The sequence below is a fragment of the Kocuria varians genome (genome assembly GCF_006539885.1).
Taxonomy (GTDB): Bacteria; Actinomycetota; Actinomycetes; order Actinomycetales; family Micrococcaceae; genus Kocuria; species Kocuria varians.
On record NZ_BJNW01000022.1, the window covers coordinates 33880 to 50026 of the forward strand.

The 16147-nt window shown below is 69.3% G+C and carries 13 protein-coding genes and 1 pseudogene; 6 read left to right on the top strand and 8 right to left on the bottom strand.

Going from position 1 to position 16147, the window contains the following annotated elements; translation table 11 throughout:
* Positions 1 to 19: 19 nt before the first annotated feature.
* Positions 20 to 1522 carry a DUF3533 domain-containing protein gene (locus tag KVA01_RS11090; RefSeq protein WP_231860658.1) on the bottom strand — a complete coding sequence of 501 codons (1503 nt, stop codon included), beginning with the start codon at positions 1520 to 1522 and terminating at the stop codon, positions 20 to 22.
* Between the two features lie 180 nt (positions 1523 to 1702).
* On the opposite strand from KVA01_RS11090, the gene KVA01_RS11095 reads away from it, so the two are divergent.
* Complete coding sequence (locus tag KVA01_RS11095; RefSeq protein ID WP_068469839.1) at positions 1703 to 2398, top strand: TetR/AcrR family transcriptional regulator; 696 nt, start codon at positions 1703 to 1705, stop codon at positions 2396 to 2398.
* A 130-nt stretch (positions 2399 to 2528) separates the two neighbouring features.
* Here KVA01_RS11095 and KVA01_RS11100 read toward each other — a convergent pair whose 3' ends face one another.
* From KVA01_RS11100 to KVA01_RS11110, 3 genes are all read right to left on the bottom strand, one after another.
* On the bottom strand, positions 2529 to 3191 hold the full coding sequence (locus tag KVA01_RS11100; RefSeq protein WP_233438867.1) for a CPBP family intramembrane glutamic endopeptidase: 663 nt from the start codon (positions 3189 to 3191) through the stop codon (positions 2529 to 2531).
* An 86-nt stretch (positions 3192 to 3277) separates the two neighbouring features.
* A complete protein-coding gene (locus tag KVA01_RS11105; protein ID WP_068469835.1) occupies positions 3278 to 4735 on the bottom strand; it encodes a tryptophan-rich sensory protein in 1458 nt (485 codons plus the stop codon).
* Positions 4736 to 4967: 232 nt separating this feature from the next.
* Positions 4968 to 5423 (bottom strand): Lrp/AsnC family transcriptional regulator, encoded by a 456-nt coding sequence (locus KVA01_RS11110; RefSeq protein WP_068469834.1) that lies wholly within the window; start codon positions 5421 to 5423, stop codon positions 4968 to 4970.
* A gap of 346 nt (positions 5424 to 5769) precedes the next feature.
* Here KVA01_RS11110 and KVA01_RS11115 point away from each other — a divergent pair, with 346 nt between their 5' ends.
* Genes KVA01_RS11115 through KVA01_RS11125 form a run of 3 tightly spaced genes read left to right on the top strand, consistent with a single transcriptional unit; the run spans position 5770 to position 9605 of the window.
* A complete protein-coding gene (locus tag KVA01_RS11115) occupies positions 5770 to 6969 on the top strand; it encodes a thiamine pyrophosphate-dependent dehydrogenase E1 component subunit alpha (protein ID WP_068469832.1) in 1200 nt (399 codons plus the stop codon).
* Positions 6969 to 7979, top strand: a complete 1011-nt coding sequence (locus KVA01_RS11120) for an alpha-ketoacid dehydrogenase subunit beta (protein WP_141270314.1) — start codon at positions 6969 to 6971, stop codon at positions 7977 to 7979. Before KVA01_RS11115 ends, KVA01_RS11120 begins: the two co-directional genes overlap by 1 nt.
* A gap of 3 nt (positions 7980 to 7982) precedes the next feature.
* Positions 7983 to 9605 (top strand): dihydrolipoamide acetyltransferase family protein, encoded by a 1623-nt coding sequence (locus KVA01_RS11125; protein WP_141270316.1) that lies wholly within the window; start codon positions 7983 to 7985, stop codon positions 9603 to 9605.
* A 75-nt stretch (positions 9606 to 9680) separates the two neighbouring features.
* Here KVA01_RS11125 and KVA01_RS11130 read toward each other — a convergent pair whose 3' ends face one another.
* Both KVA01_RS11130 and KVA01_RS11135 read right to left on the bottom strand, forming a co-directional pair.
* A complete protein-coding gene (locus tag KVA01_RS11130; protein WP_141270318.1) occupies positions 9681 to 10757 on the bottom strand; it encodes a polyprenyl synthetase family protein in 1077 nt (358 codons plus the stop codon).
* A 41-nt stretch (positions 10758 to 10798) separates the two neighbouring features.
* The gene (locus KVA01_RS11135; protein WP_082810389.1) at positions 10799 to 11410 is read right to left on the bottom strand and encodes a LysE/ArgO family amino acid transporter; all 612 of its coding nucleotides are present in this window, start codon (positions 11408 to 11410) and stop codon (positions 10799 to 10801) included.
* A gap of 122 nt (positions 11411 to 11532) precedes the next feature.
* On the opposite strand from KVA01_RS11135, the gene KVA01_RS11140 reads away from it, so the two are divergent.
* Entirely contained in the window at positions 11533 to 12147 is a 615-nt protein-coding gene (locus tag KVA01_RS11140) for a malonic semialdehyde reductase (RefSeq protein ID WP_068469822.1), read from the top strand.
* Between the two features lie 153 nt (positions 12148 to 12300).
* On the opposite strand, the pseudogene KVA01_RS11145 reads toward KVA01_RS11140, so the two are convergent.
* Both KVA01_RS11145 and KVA01_RS11155 read right to left on the bottom strand, forming a co-directional pair.
* Positions 12301 to 13490, bottom strand: a pseudogene (locus KVA01_RS11145) (IS3 family transposase).
* Between the two features lie 308 nt (positions 13491 to 13798).
* Positions 13799 to 14167, bottom strand: coding sequence for a MerR family transcriptional regulator (locus KVA01_RS11155; protein WP_141270320.1), 369 nt, complete (start codon positions 14165 to 14167; stop codon positions 13799 to 13801).
* 253 nt (positions 14168 to 14420) lie between these two features.
* On the opposite strand from KVA01_RS11155, the gene KVA01_RS11160 reads away from it, so the two are divergent.
* On the top strand, positions 14421 to 15953 hold the full coding sequence (locus KVA01_RS11160) for a SulP family inorganic anion transporter (protein WP_141270322.1): 1533 nt from the start codon (positions 14421 to 14423) through the stop codon (positions 15951 to 15953).
* The last annotated feature ends 194 nt before the right edge of the window (positions 15954 to 16147 follow it).

The window sequence follows — 16147 nt, forward strand, 5'->3', positions numbered from 1 at the left end:
TGCAGTCTGTGCTTCCAGCCTAGGCGTGGGCGGCGTGCGAAGCATGGGGGTTATCCCCACTCTCGCGCTGGGGGTGCTCCCCGCCGTCGCGGTGGTCTCGGTGCGTGTCCTCGGCGCTGTGCTTGCCGCGACCCTCACCGCCGCGCAGGCCGGCGAAGCGGTCATAGAGCCAGCCGCCCAGCACACCCACGAGGAGCGCGACCACCAGCATCACGAACAGGCCCACGAGACCGGAGGTCAGACCGGCCTGCGGATCCGCGTCGAAGAACAGGCACGCGCGCATCGAGCTGAAGATGTGGTGCAGCGGCTCGATGGGAGCGATCGCCCGGAAGAAGTCCGGCACCGCCTGCAGCGGCACCACGGCACCGGCCGACGGCAGACCCATGAACACCAGGTAGATCAGGCACAGCAGCATGCCCACGCTGCCACCCACGGCGATCAGCGCCAGGACGATCGCCGAGACCACGGACATCGCGAGCCACCCCAGCAGGAACACGGCGAGGCCGTGCGGCACGGGCATGCCCACTGCGGAGGCCACCCACATCATCAGCGCGGAGGCGGGGGCGGCGGCCACCACGAAGGTCAGCCACTTCATGAGGAAGCCCACCGGGCGGGGCAGGACGGCGCGGGTGTAGTCCTTGAAGACCGGCCCCATCTCGAACGGGGCCATGCCCATGCGGCCGTCCATCAGCAGGTTCAGCGCCACGGAGCCGGAGAAGCCGACCACGAGCAGCAGGATCGAGTAGTAGAAGGCGCTCATGCCGAGCGCTGTGCCCTCTTGCAGCTCCTTGTACGGCTCGGAAACCATCTGCACGGGATCCGCGAGGGTTTCCTTGGCCACCGAGCTGACGGTCGGGGAGAGCTCCTTGGCGATCTGCTCGACCCAACCCGCCTGCGCCTGCTGGACCTGCTGCGCGAACTGCTGCACAGCGGGCCCACCCTGCGCCGCGGAGCGCGAGAGCTGCTGCTGCTGAGCCTGCTGGCTCTCCTGCAGCTGCTGGAGCACCTTGTCGTAGGCCTGCTTCTCAGCGGGGCCGATGGAGGCGGTGAGCTGCTCGCCCACCTTTTTGCTGGCCTGCCGCACACCGGGCTCGACGGCGCTCGTGGCCAGACGAGTGCCCAGCGAGCCGGCCTGCGGGTCCGTGTAGACCTTGACCTCCGGTCGCGCGGCGTTGCCGGAGGTCAGGGAGCCCTCCACGAGGCTCACGGTGTCCTCGGAGAAGCTGTCCGGGATCAGCACCGCGGCGTAGAGCTCCCCGCGGTCCAGCTGCTCGGTGGCCTCGTCCCAGGTGAGCTGGCGCAGGTCGATCTTGTCGTCCTCGGCGGCCTTGTCCGCGAACTCCTTCACGAGGTCCGTGCCGAGGTTCTGCTCCTTGACGCTCCCGTCCGTCTGCGCGACCTTCGCCCCCTTGTCCTGGTTGATGACGGCAATGGGGAAGTCCTTGAAGTGCTTGTCGGGGCTCGACAGGCCACCCAGGTACAGCGCGGTTCCGATCACCCCCACCGCGATGATGGCCAGCATGGGAAGCAGCCAGAAGAGAGGGCGTGAAAAGGGGTCGCCGAGCCGGGCCCGGAGGCCGTGGGCGGGTGCGTGCTTGAGTGACACAGGGTTCTCCTGACAGCGAGGAATGCACGAATGTATTGAAGTCTGGAAACACGATACACTCATGTATCGAACAGTCGCGACGAGGACGTTGGATCCGTGAGCAATCAGACACCAGCAGAACACGCACAGGCCACCCGGGTCGAGGGGGCCCCGCCCCCGCTCACCGCTGACAACGCACCGCAGCCCGTACCGGGGGACCGCCGCTCACGCTCCGCAACCCGCCTCAAACTGATTCGCACGGCCCCCGCAGTCTTCGCCGAGCAGGGCGTGGAGGGTGCCTCAGTGAGCGACCTCTGCGCCGCGGCCGGTTTCACCCGGGGTGCCTTCTACTCCAACTTCGAGACCAAGCACGAGCTCGCGGTCGCCGCGTTCGACGACCTCGCGACGCAGCTCGTGGAGACCCTGGACTCCGAGCTGGACCAGTGGCTGAACTCCGGACTGGACGTGGCGGACGTGGTCACGCGCATCATCGAGGGTGTCACGGACAGCGTGGCCAACGTGCAGCAGCAGGCCCTGCGCGTGGAGCTGTTCCTCGCGGCGTTCCGGTCCCCCGTGACCCGCACGGCCATCGCCCCCATCCGCGAGCGCATCTACGAGGCCATCGAGCACGCCCTGCGACGCGTGGCCGAGAGCCAGCACCTGAAGTTCGTGGTGCCCGCCGGGGAGATGGCACGGATCCTCGTGACGAGCTACTCCGGGCAGCTCACGGACCAGATGGCCATGGGCGGCGCCGGGCACGGTCCCCACCACACCATCCCCACGATCTGGCTCGCCTTCACCCGGCCCGCCTGAGGGCTCCCGCGGGGACGACGACGCCGCGCGGCCGACGCGGCCGCGCGGCCGACGCGGCCGCGCCCGGTGCCGCCACGGGCGGGGCGACGCCGTGGCGCACTCACCCGGCCGTACGGCGTCGAGCCAGGATTCAGACCACGGAGGGCAGGACGAAGAGCATTGTCAGAGACCAGATCAGGTGCGCCACGACGCACGGCAGCAGCGAGCGCGTGCGTTCCCGCAACCAGCCCACGAGCGCCCCGAGGGCCGCGGCGGCCAGCGCAAGCAGCGGGATCCCGGCGAGCGAGGTCACGAGCGTGTAGGCCACGGTGGTCACCAGGATCCGGCGTCCGCGCGGCAGCACCCGCCACAGCGCCCCGCGGTAGTAGGTCTCCTCGGCGACGCCGTTGACCGCGGTGGTCAGAGCGACCATGCCGAGTCCGCCCACCCGCGCGTGGTCGAGCAGCTCGTGCACCGGTCCTGCAAGTGCCGGGACGAAGCGCACCATGAACCCGCCCGCCACGAACAGCACGGCGAGCGCGAGACCCCCGAGAACGGCGTCACGGACACCCCGGGGCGTCACCCGCCACGGGAGGCGTTCGCCCGTCATGCGCACCGCCACGGAGCTCCCCGCAATGTATACGCCGGCGAGCATGAACGTGGCGGGGTAGAACCACGGGTCACCCGCGGGGATCCGCAGAGACCAGGCGAGGCACATCGCGGCCACGACGCCCGTGGCAGCCACGGCCCACGCGGTGCGCCTGCGGGTGGCCGCAGTGGTGTCCCCGTAGGGACTGAGGCGGTGATCCGTCACGGAACTCCTTTCCATCCGGCGGCAGAGCCCGCCGGGAACGCCCTCACCGCGCCACTGCCGGGTGGGACGGTGAGGTGACCTCGGTGTCAGCGACGGCGGGGGTTGATGGCCCGGATGGTGGTGCTCAGCACGGACGCGAAACCCGTCCAGGCCGCGTAGGGGCTCAGCACCACACCCTTCTCCGGGGAGACCTTGGCAGTGCGCCGGACGAGGTCCGCACTGCTCGCCGCGAGCAGGACGGACTCCACGGACGCCGCTGTGAGCCGCTTGCGGTCGAAGAACAGGACGCTCCAGCCGGCGTTGAGCACCAGGTTCACGCCGAGCGCCGCAATGTAGGCCCTCTTCTCCCGGGTTCGCCCCTGCTCCCCGAGATCTGCGATGGACAGGGAGCCCACCGCGGCGATGTCCGCGTAGAGCGCGGTCCACGCCACGGGGAACAACCACGCGGGCGGCTGGAACGCGGGTTTGCGAAGGCTCTTGTACCACCGGGTGTCCGGCGCGCTCGCGACCGAGCCCACGACGGCCGTCGTGGCCACTGCCGCAGAGGTCCCGAGCACCACACGCCACCACCGGTGGGTGTCCACGTGCGCGACAGCGGATCGCGCCGCCTCCGCGAAGGACGTGTGGCCGCCCTCGGGGGCACCGATGTAGTCGTCCAGGTCCCGCTCGTGCATGACCGTGTCGTGCTGCAGGCTCCCGATCAGCGGACGCGCCAGTTTGGAGCTCACGGGAGTGACCAGCCCGATCCACCGGGCCGCAAGCGATGCCGTGGTCACGGGAGCGGTGAGCATGAACCGCCGCCCCTTGCCCACGGCCCGCGCGTACTGGTCCAGCATCTCCGCGTACTCGATGGCCTCCGGGCCACCGACGTCGAACGTGCGGTTCACGTCCTGCGGCAGGTCAGCTGCACCCACCAGGTAGTGCACGACGTCCCTGACCGCGATCGGCTGGATGCGGTTGCGCACCCACTGCGGTGCGACGGCGCCGGGCAGCCGCTCCGAGAGGTGGCGGATCATGGTGAAGGAGGAGGAGCCGTCCCCGATCACCACGCCGGTCTGCAGCGCTGCCGTGGGCACGCCCGAGTCCATAAGGGCACGCCCCACCTCCACGCGGGACCGCAGGTGGTCGGAGAGGTCCTCGACCGCCTCGTCCTGCGGGTGCAGTCCGCCCAGGTACACGATGCGGCCGACACGAGCTTCACGGGCCGCGTGCCCGAAGGTCTCGGCCATCTCGACCTCCTCGCGCACGAAGTCCGAGGAGTCACCCATGGAGTGCAGCAGGTACCAGGCGACGTCCACGCCCTCCAGAGCCTCGGCGACGTCCTCGGCGGAGGAGGCATCCCCCTCGACCACCTCGGCCTGTCCGGGCCCTGCGGATTCGCTGGGGCCGACGACGGCGTTCCCCCACTCGAGCCCGCGCACCTTCTCCGCGCTGCGACTGAGCAGGCGCACCCGCCACCCGCGCCGCAGCAGCTCCTGGGCCACCTGGCCCCCGATGTAACCCGTGGCCCCCGTGACCAGTGCCAGCTGTGCGTTCTCCGTCATGATGTGGTGCCGCGCTTCCTGTGACGTCCCCGCACCGTGTGCCGGGGTCCCGAACCGTTCGAGGCCCTGCCAGTATGTCAGCCCACTGAGCATTCCGCAGGGGCGGGCGAGCTGCAGCCCGGCTCAGCCGGTCCGCCCGGGGGCCGGTGGCTCCACGGCGCCGCAGACGGCTCGACGACGCCGCGGCACGCGGGCGCCGTCGTGCCGTCGCATACCAGGCTGGGCGCCCGCCTCAACCGCGCGCGTCCACGTCCTCGAAGATGAGGAAGGTCTGGGTGTCCACGACCTCGGGCATGGGCTGGATGCGGTCGAAGATCACGTCCCGCAGCTCTGCGTTGCCCCGGGCCCGCACGAGCAGCATGACGTCGAAGGTTCCGCCCACGAGCGCGATGTGCTGCACCTGGGGGATCTCGCGCAGCTTGGCCTCGAGCGTGCGCCACGTGTTCTGCCGCAGCCTCAGGGTGACGTACGCGGAGGCCTCGAGTCCGGCGCGGGCCGGATCGATCACGGCGGTGTAGCGCAGGATCACGCCCTGCTCGTGGAGCCGCCGGATGCGCTCGTAGGCGTGCGCACGGGAGATGTGGACCGTGGCCGCGAGCGCCGTGACGGACTGGCGGGCGTCCCTGGTGAGCTCCGCCAAGATGCGCCGGTCGGTCTCGTCCAGCACGGGACGCTTCTGTTCCGCCACGGGGTGACTCCTCTCCTTGGTGAGCCTCTGGTCAGCCCTCCACCGGCCCTCCGAGGACAGCACGTGGGCCCGCGCCGACCGCAGCGCTCAACCCCTCAATGTGATGCACCAGACAAAGCAGCATGATGTGGCTCACTCTGAATCACATTGTCCACGATCCTCACCAGGATGCACATTCCGTCCACAGTTCCCCCCGGACGTGGAGACGGAGCGCGACGACTGCTCATACTGACCGGACGACGCGTCTGAAGCGGTCCCGGTCCCACGGCGCTGCCCCGCGCCCCGGGATGCCCGGCATCCACGGCGGACGCCACCGAGTTCCACCCACAGAAGAAAGGGACGCCCCATGAGCGAGCCCACCCCCACCGGCGAGTCCGCCGCCCGGGAGAAGTCCTCACCCGTGAACCCTGCGGTGGAGGCCTCCAAGAACTTCGGGATCACCCCCGAGCAGTACATGCTGCCCGCGAGCTCCGAGATCCGGCTGCTGAACCCGGACGGCACCGCCGTGCCGAAGTCGGAGCAGGGCCAGGAGCCCGGTCACGAGTACCCCATGCCGGACGACGCCCGCCTGCTGGACGCCTACGAGAAGCTCGTGGTGGGCCGGCGCATCAATGACCAGAACATGGCGCTCGTGCGGCAGGGCCGCATGGCCGTGTACCCCTCGAGCCACGGCCAGGAGGCCTGCCAGGTGGCGGCCGCCCTGTGCCTCGAGGACGACGACTGGCTGTTCCCCACCTACCGCGACTCCGTGGCCGTGATGTCCCGCGGGGTGGACCCGCTCGAGGTCATGAGCACCTACCGCGGAGACTGGCACGGCGGCTACGACCCCAAGAAGTACAAGGTCTCCGTCCAGGCCACCCCGCTGACCACCCAGCTGCTGCACGCCGTGGGCGTCGCCCACGCCGCGAAGCTGCGCGGGGAGAACACGGTGACGCTGGCCATGTGCGGTGACGGGGCGACGTCGGAGGGGGACTTCCACGAGGCCCTGAACTTCGCGGCCGTGTTCCAGCTTCCCGTGCTGTTCCTGGTGCAGAACAACGGCTATGCGATCTCCGTGCCACTGTCCTCGCAGACCCGCGCGCCGTCGCTGGCCCACAAGGGCGTGGGCTACGGCATGGCGAGCGAACGCGTGGACGGCAACGACCTCGCGGCACTGCTCTCCGTGCTGGGCCGCGGCATCGAGCTGTGCCGCCAGGGCGGCGGCCCCCTGCTCGTGGAGGCCATGACGTATCGCATGCAGGCGCACACCAACGCGGACGACGACACCCGCTACCGCGAGCGGGACGAGGTCAGCGAGTGGGTGGCCAAGGACCCGATCACCCGCATGCAGCGCTACCTCACGGACCAGGGCGCGCTGGACGACGACGCCTCCGAGCGGATCTCAGACCACGCCGAGGCCATGGCCAAGCGGCTGCGCGAGGCCATGGCGGACAAGCCCGAGCTGGACCCGCAGGACCTCTTCCGCTTCGTGTTCCACGAGCCCACCCCCCAGCTGCGCGAACAGGGTGCGCGGCTGGCCGACGAACTCTCCCGAGAGGAGGCGTGATGAGCGTCTCGAAAGTCAGTTTTGCCAAGGCGCTGAACACCGCGCTCGCGGACGCCATGAAGGCCTCCCCGGAGGTCGTGGTCTTCGGCGAGGACGTGGGCACGCTGGGCGGCGTCTTCCGCATCACGGACGGGCTGACCGCCCGCTTCGGCCGTGAGCGCTGCTTCGACACCCCGCTCGCGGAGTCCGGGATCATCGGCACCGCCGTGGGCATGGCCATGAACGGCATGCGCCCGGTGGCGGAGATGCAGTTCGACGCGTTCGCCTACCCGGCGTTCGAGCAGGTGGCCTCGCACGTGGCCAAGATGCACAACCGCACGCGCGGCAGGCTCACGATGCCCCTGGTCATCCGCATCCCCTACGGCGGCGGTGTGGGCGGCGTGGAGCACCACTGCGACTCCTCCGAGTCCTACTACGCGCACACCCCCGGGCTGAAGGTCTTCACCCCGGCCTCCGTGCGGGACGCGTACGTGATGCTGCGCGAGGCGATCGACTCGCCGGACCCCGTGGTGTTCTTCGAGCCCAAGCGGCTGTACTGGTCCACCGCCCAGGTGGACCTGGACGAGCTGCGCGAGCAGTACGAGAACGGGAGCCTGCCCACCCGGGAGGGCCACGCCGTCGTCGCCCGCGAGGGCACGGACGCCACCCTCATCAGCTACGGCCCGTCCGTCCCGGTGTGCCTCGCCGCGGCCGAGGAGGCCGCGCAGGACGGGATGTCCGTGGAGGTCGTGGACCTCGGTTCCGTGGTCCCTTACGACGACGAGACCGTGGCGGCGTCCGTGCGCAAGACCGGGCGCGCCGTCGTCGTCGCCGAGGCCCAGGGCTTCGCGTCCGTGGCCTCGGAGATCGCCGCGCGCACCCAGGAACGCTGCTTCCACTCGCTCGCCGCGCCGGTGCTGCGAGCCACGGGGTTCGACATCCCCTACCCCTCTCCGTCCTTCGAGCACCACCACATCCCGAGTTCCGAGCGCATCCTGGACGCGCTGGACGACCTGCAGTGGGAGGACTGACCCGTGAGCATCAACGTGTTCAACCTGCCCGACCTGGGCGAAGGCCTCACCGAGGCGGACATCCTGCGCTGGCTCGTGGCCGAGGGCGACACCGTCACCATGGACCAGCCCATCGTGGAGGTGGAGACCGCCAAGTCCGCCGTGGAGGTGCCCACCCCGTTCGAGGGCGTGGTCCACACGCTGCACGGCGCCGAGGGCGACACCCTGCTCGTGGGGCAGCCTCTGGTCTCGGTGTCGGACGGCGTCGAGGCCCCGAACGGCCCCGCGGATTCCGCAGCCACCGGCTCCGAGCACGCGGCGAGCTACCGCGAGGAGGAGCTCGCAGGCACCACGCCGTCGGCGGAGGAGTCCGTGGACGAGGCCGAGGAGTCCTCCGGCAACGTGCTGATCGGCTACGGCACCTCCGCGGCGTCCTCCTCACGACGACGCCGCCGCAAGCGCGGCGCGGGTGCCGAAGCCTCCGGTGCCACCCCTACGGGGGCCGCGGCGCACACCCACGACGCCCTCACCGCTTCCCCGCGGCTCGCGCCCACCGTCATCTCGCCACTCGTGCGCAAGCTCGCGCGCGAGCACGGCCTGGACATCGCCGCCGTCCCCGGCAGCGGGCCGGGCGGACTGATCATGCGCAAGGACGTGCTGGCCGCCATCAACCAGGTGGACGACCAGCGGATGCGCGCCGACGCCGCCGGGCCGGCCCCCACGGGGCTGGCCGCTGCGGCGCCCACGGCGCCGGGTCCCGAGACGACGGGTGCACCCGTTGGCACCGGGGTCTCCGCTGCCTCGACGGCCTCGGCCGTTCAGGGCGGGGCGACCCAGGAGTGTGCCGCGCAGGGTGGTGCCGGGCAGGGTGGAGCCGGGCAGGGCTCGGATGGCACCGCGGCGTCGTCGTCCTCCGGAGAGGTGGACTCCCGCACCGGGCTGGCCCTGGCGTCCCGCGAACCCGTCAAGGGCGTGCGCAAGCACATCGCGGACGCCATGACCCGCTCGCGCACGGAGATCCCCGAGGCCACCGTGTGGGTGGACGTGGACGCGACCGAGCTGCTGAACCTACGCTCCGAGCTCAAGGCGAAGGAGCCGCAGAGCACGCCGAGCCTGCTCGCGCTGATCGCACGGTTCACGCTCGCCGGGCTGCGGAAGTACCCGCAGCTGAACACCCGCCTGGACACCGCCGAGGACGGCTCGCGCACCATCGCGCGCTTCGACGGCGTGAACCTGGGCATCGCGGTGGAGTCCGAGCGCGGGCTCATGGTGCCGAACCTGCGCAACGCGGACCGGCTCAGCGCCGTGGAGCTCACGGCCGCCATGCGCGAGGTGATCGACGTCGCCCGCTCCGGCCAGGCCAGCCCGGCCCAGCTCAGTGGCTCCACGTTCACGCTCAACAACTACGGCGTGTTCGGCACCGACGGTGCGACCCCGATCATCAACCACCCCGAGGCCGCGATCCTGGGCATCGGACGGATCATCGACAAGCCGTGGGTCGTGGACGGCGAGCTCGCGGTCTGCAAGGTCACCACGATCACCATCGCCTTCGACCACCGCGTGTGCGACGGGGGTGCTGCGGGCGGCTTCATCCGCTTCGTGGCGGACTGCATCGAGAACCCCATGCGGGCGCTCACGCAGATCTGAGATGGCTGGGGGCGGCGACCGGGGCGTTGGATGCCCGGCCGCCATCCGCCCTGCATTACCGCAGGGGAATACGTCTCAGACCGCGGTCTCCCGCTCGAGCCATGCCAGCAGGCCGTCCTCGAGGATCGCGGGCAGCTCGGTCGCGGCCATCGTGTCCTTGGCGCGACGCACGGAGGTGTCGACGATCCGGGCCACCGAGCGGGCGGCGCCGGAGCGGTCGAGAAGGTCGCGGGCCCGGGCGACGTCGTCGGCGTCGAGGGGGCCCCGCGCCGCACGTTCGCGCAGGTTCTGCCACGCCGGGCCGTGCTCTCCGGCCTCCACGAGGACGCCCGTCACGGTGCAGCGGTCCGGGTGCAGTACGGGCGAGGAGGAGACCGAGCCTTCGTACTCCGCCTCGTCCCGAGTGCCGGCGGCGGCCCGCAGCTCGCCGCTGAGTTCGTGGGCCATGCCCAGGGAACGGCCGATGCTGCCCAGGGCGATCACGTGCGCGGTGGGCGCGCCACCCAGGACTGCACCGGCTCGCAGCGGCGCCTCGTAGCAGGGAACGGCGATCGCCAGGCGGATCGCGTCCAGGGCCTTGTCGTGCGGCACCGGCTCCGTGCGCCGGGAGAGCTCGGCCACGAGCCGTTCCCCCGCGGCCGCGTGGAACACGGACTCGTCCAGGATCTCGAGCAGCTTGAGCATGCGCGTCTCCGGGGCGCGGGAGGTGGCGATCAGGCGGTAGGCACCCGTCAGGGCGAGGTCGCCGGCGGCCGCCGTGAGGTCCGCGCGGGAGCCGTCACGGTCCGTGGGGTCCGCAGACTCAGCATCCACGGCGTTGGCCGCACGGGCGACACCCCGCAGCCCTCCGGCCTCCGCGCGCAGCACCATGGCGGTGTGCAGCAGCTCGAACGCGGCGGCCACGGCGTTGAGCACGGGCCGCGTGGGGCGAGCGGGGTAGGCCTCCACCGAGGTCATCACCAGCTCCTGCTGCAGGCCGCGGCCGGCCTCCGTGGTGCGCGCGATGCGCTCCCACACGCGCTCGTAGCCGGGGCTCAGTTCCGCGGCCTTGCGCCCCGAGTGCGCCAGGAACCCCCGCAGGGCCGAGGCCGGGGTGAACTCCTGGGACCTGCGCCCGGTGCCGCTGCTGGTGTAGGAGGAGATGGGAGTCATGGTTCCATTCCAGCACACCCGTCACGCCGCGTCGTGAGCGCTCAGACGGGCGGCATCAGCGCGAGCTGCACCGCGATGAACAGCATCACCACACCCACGAGGGCGTCCACGATCCGCCAGGTCAGCGGGGTGTTGAGCACGTGGGACAGCGCCCGCGCCCCGGCGCCCAGGGTGCAGAACCAGATCACCGAGCCCAGGATCGCGCCGGCGGTGAAGATCCAGCGCTGCCCGCCGTGCTGGTTGGCCAGGTTCCCCAGGATGAGGACCGCATCCAGGTAGGTGTGCGGGTTGAGCCACGTGAAGGCCAGGGTGGCGAGGACGACGCCGCGCAGGGACCGCGCGTCGTCGGCGGTGGTGTCGATGACCTGCGAGCGGAACGCGGACCGGAAGGACATCAGCGCGAAGACCGCGAGGTAGACCACCCCGACCCAGCGCAGGGCGTCCAGCAACCACGGCACCCGCTCGATCACGAAGCCGATCCCCGCAGTGCCCAGACTGATCAGCACCACGTCCGAGACGATGCAGATGGCCACCACGACCCCCACGTGCTGGCGGCGGATCCCCTGACGGAGGATGAAGGCGTTCTGTGCGCCGATGGCCACGATGAGCGCCAGGCCGGTCACGAGCCCGGGCAGGAAGGCAGAAGTCACCAGAGCAATGTACAGGCGGGCGTGAGCTTGCCGACATTCCGTCCCCCACGGGCCACAACGTCGGTATAGTTTCCGACGAAAAGATTTCGGGTGACACACTTACCCGGCCCGACGGAAGGATTCCCATGACCACCGTGACCACGCAAGATCTGCCCCTGGCGATCTCCACGGAGGACGCCGAGCGCCTGTTCCTCGGCGCGCGCACCGCGAACCACTTCACGGACGAGGCCGTGACCGAGGACCAGAAGCGCGCGATCTACGACCTCACCAAGATGGGCCCCACGGCCTTCAACTCGCAGCCCCTGCGCATCACCTGGGTGGAGTCCCCCGAGGCCCGCGAGCGCCTCGTGCAGCACATGGCCCCGGGAAACCAGGACAAGACCCGCGTGGCGCCCCTGACCGCGATCCTCGCCTACGACGAGAACTGGCACGAGCACTTCCCCGAGTTCAGCCCGCAGGCCGCGAAGATGCAGGGCATGTTCGACGAGAACGAGGACCTGCGCCTGACCAGCGGCAAGGCCAACTCCCACATCCAGGTGGGCTACTTCATCATGGCCGTGCGCTCCGTGGGCCTGGCCGCCGGGCCCATGACCGGTTTCGACCCGCAGGCCGTGGACGCCGAGTTCTTCGCCGGCACCGGCAAGCACTCCATCGTGGTGGTCAACGTGGGTCACCCGGTGGCCCCGGCGTACGACCGCAACCCGCGTTTCGCCATCGAGGATGTCGCCGAGACCCTCTGACGCGGACACGCGCCCAGCAGAAGGGGCCCGGTGGTGAGCAGATCGCTCGCCACCGGGCCCCTTCTCTTTCGCCTTCCTCGCGCTTCGGACGACGACGCCGCGGCCTAGTTGTACTTCCCCGGGGACTGCTGCACGGAGAGGTGTCAGTTGCGGTTAGGCCGCCAGGGTGACGGTCGGGTTCATGATGGTCTCGTATTCGATGGGGGTCAACCGGCCCAGGCGGGCCTGCCGCCGGCGCCGGTGGTAGGTCCGTTCGATCCAGGTGATGATCGCGATGCGCAGCTCATCGCGGGTTCGCCAGCGGCGGCGGTCCAGGACGTTCTTCTGCAGCAGCGCGAAGAAGGACTCCATCGCTGCGTTATCACCCGCGGCCCCGACCTGGCCCATCGATCCGAGCAGGTGGTGCTCGTTCAGGGCGTGCACGAATGACCTGGCGCGGAACTGCGATCCCCGGTCCGAGTGCACGATGCAACCGGCCACTTCACCCCGACGCGTGACCGCGCTGACCAGCGCGTTCACCGCGAGACGAGCCTTCATTCGGGAGTCCATCGAGTAGCCCACGATCCGCCCGGAGAAGACATCCTTGATCGCACAGAGATAGAGCTTTCCCTCCTCCGTGGAGTGCTCCGTAATGTCGGTGAGCCAGAGCTCGTTGACGTCATCTGCGGCGAAATCGCGTTTCACGAGGTCCTCGTGGACCGGGGGACCGGGGCGCTTCCCGTTCTTCCCACGCTTCTTGCCGAAGACCGACCACCACTGGTTGTCGCGGCAGATCCGCCACGCCGTCCGCTCGCACATCACCTCGCCGGCCGCGTGGGCCTCGACGGTCAAGAACCGCGATCCGAACTCCGGGTCATCCCGGTGGGCGTCGAACAGGGCGTTCGCCCGATACGCCGCCCGGAGTTCCGAGGCTGTGACCCGGTGTTTGCGCCACCGGTAGTACGGCTGACGGGAGAGCTTCAAGACCCGCAAGGACACCGCGACGGGGATCCCGTCACCGGCGAGCTCGCTCACGAGCGGTGAGGGCACCTCCCGCTTGCGGGGGAAGAACCTTTTCCCGGCAGATTCGCCTGTGAGAGGTAGGCGGCCGCGCGCCGCAGGACCTCGTTCTCCTGCTCCAGCAACCGGATCCTCTTGCGAGCATCACGCAGCTCGGAGGATTCGTCACGGGTCTTGCCGGGACGGGCACCGTCCTCGACATCAGCTTGGCGCATCCAGTTCGTCAGGCACGACTCGGAGATCCCGAAGTCCTTCGCGATCGCCGAGAGCCTCTGGCCAGGTTCACGGTTCCTCGCGACTCGCACGACGTCATCACGGAACTCTTGAGGGTAGGGAGCGGGCATGGTCCACATCCTTCCCTGCAGCGCTCTGAGGCACCACAGATGATGTGACACCTCTCCGTGCAGCAGTCCCATCGAGGCGCAGGCCCGGCTGATGCCCACCCCTGCGGCCACGTGGGGGATGGGGCGGGTGCGGCACCGCTCGATGAGTTGGTGCCGTCCTTTCACGCTCAGTGGGGTATTGCGATGAACCATGAACAAGTTCCTGACCACGAAAGAGGTCGATGAGGCGCCAACTACTCCGGGAGCGGGCACAGCGAAGACGATGACCTCCCGTTGAAAGGCCGTTGGGTTCGGTGCACCGGCCGTACCTACCCGAGGCGGTTGTCGAGGATGCCTAAGAACTCATCGGCACGCTCGACCTGGCGAGCCAACTTCTCCCGACGAGCTTGGGCGTCGGCGCGCATCGCGTCCAGTTCGGCGCGGGCGTTGCTCCGCTCGGCCTCCGGGGCATCACCCTCGGCGATGTCGAGTAGCTCCAGTAGCCGACCCATTTCAGCAGTTGAGTAGTTCAAGGCTTTCATCCGCCGGATCGTGAGGAAGCGGCGCAGGTCCTCTTCGGTGTAGATCCGAAACCCCCCCTCGCTGCGCCCGGTGGGGGGCAACAGCCCGATGGCCTCGTAGTGGCGCAGGGTACGAGAAGAAACCCCGGACTTCTCCGCCATCTCCCCGATGTGCATCCGTGGCTCTCCTTCTTGGTCTGTCATGGCGTCAGTCACAGCGATGCTGTTCGCTTTTGCCCCAACCCTAACGCGGCGTTAGGGTTGGGGCGAACCTTGCCGCGACGTCAAGTTTGGTTGCCGCGAGGCTTCCGGCCCAAGCCTGCCCAGCCGACTTTTGGTCGTACCCGGTCAATTCGTCATTTTGTGCGACATGCTGCGCGGCGCCCGTAGCCCGCCTTGTCCTCGCCCCCATCACTCCAGGAGTCGTTTCATGCCCCCTGTTACCACCGCGGCCGGCACGGCCGCCGCCCCGACGCCGGAGGAACGTCAATCCGTCCGGCTCACGCTCAAGAACCCCCGCTGGCTCAAGACCGAGGTCCTGGCAGGTCTCGTGGTCGCCTTGGCCCTGATCCCGGAGGCGATCGCCTTCTCGATCATTGCCGGGGTCGACCCGAGGGTGGGGTTGTTCGCGGCCTTCACCATGGCCATGACCACCTCCATCCTGGGTGGTCGACCGGCCATGGTCTCGGCCGCCACCGGGGCAGTGGCCCTGGTCATCGCCCCGCTGGTAGCCTCCCACGGGCTGGACTACCTCATCGCTGCCGTGATCCTCGCCGGGGTCTTCCAGATCGTCCTGGCCCTGGCCGGGGCCGCCCGGTTGATGCGCTTCATCCCGCGGTCGGTGATGGTCGGGTTCGTCAACGCTCTGGCCATTCTGATCTTCATGTCCCAAGTGCCCGAGTTCATCGGAGTGCCCTGGGCCGTCTACCCCCTCACCATCCTGGGGCTGGCCATCGTCTTTCTGCTCCCCAAACTCACCACCGTGGTGCCAGCACCGCTGGTGGCGATCATCGTGATCACCGCGATCGTGGTGCTCATGGGCATGGATGTGCCCAACGTGGGCGACAAGGGCGAGTTGCCCGAGTCCCTGCCCTCCCTGTTTTTCCCCGACGTGCCCTTCACCCTGGAGACGTTCCAGATCATCGCCCCGTTTGCCCTGACCATGGCGCTGGTGGGGCTGCTGGAGTCGCTGATGACGGCCAAGCTGGTCGACGACATCACCGACACCCATTCGAACAAGACCCGCGAGTCCTGGGCCCAGGGCGTGGCCAACACCGTCTCCGGGTTCTTCGGGGGCATGGGCGGGTGCGCGATGATTGGTCAGACCATGATCAACGTGCGCGCCTCCGGGGCCCGCACCCGGATCTCCACGTTCCTGGCCGGTGTGTTCCTGCTGATCCTGGTGGTCGCTCTCGGCAACGTCGTGGGGTTAATCCCGATGGCCGCACTGGTGGCGATCATGATCTTCGTGTCCTGGGCCACCTTTGATTGGCACTCCATCCGCCCCACCACCCTCAAGCGAATGCCGGTCCCGGAGACCCTGGTGATGCTCTCCACTGTGGTGGTCACCGTGGCCACCCACAACCTCGCCCTGGGTGTCATCGTGGGGGTGCTGGTGGCGCTGGTCGCCTTCGCCCGCCGGGTCGCCCACCTGGTGAGCGTCGACCGCGCGATCGAGCAGCGCAACGGGAAGGACACCGCCGTCTACACTGTGCACGGGGAGCTTTTCTTCGCTTCCTCCAACGACCTCTACACGATGTTCGACTACCACGGAGACCCGGAGTCGATCGTCATCGACTTCACCAACTCCCACCTCTGGGACGCCTCCGCCGTCGCTTCGGTGGACTCCGTGACCGACAAGTACGGCCACTACGGCAAGACCGTGCGCATTGTCGGGCTGAACGAACCCAGCCGCCGGATGCGCGTGCGCATGTCCGGGATGCTCAACTCCGGCGGGCACTGACCCCGGAAACCATCACGGTCCCAGGTAGTCCGTCGTAGGCGTCACCTCACTACCAGACGGTGCCCACGACGCCTTTAATCGTCTCCGGCTCTGCCAACGCCCAGATCGATCGTCAACAGCCTCATGTCCCGCAATATCCAGAGCACGGGGCACCCGCTGGGCGATCTCGATCGCCGCGTCAGGCTCATGAAACT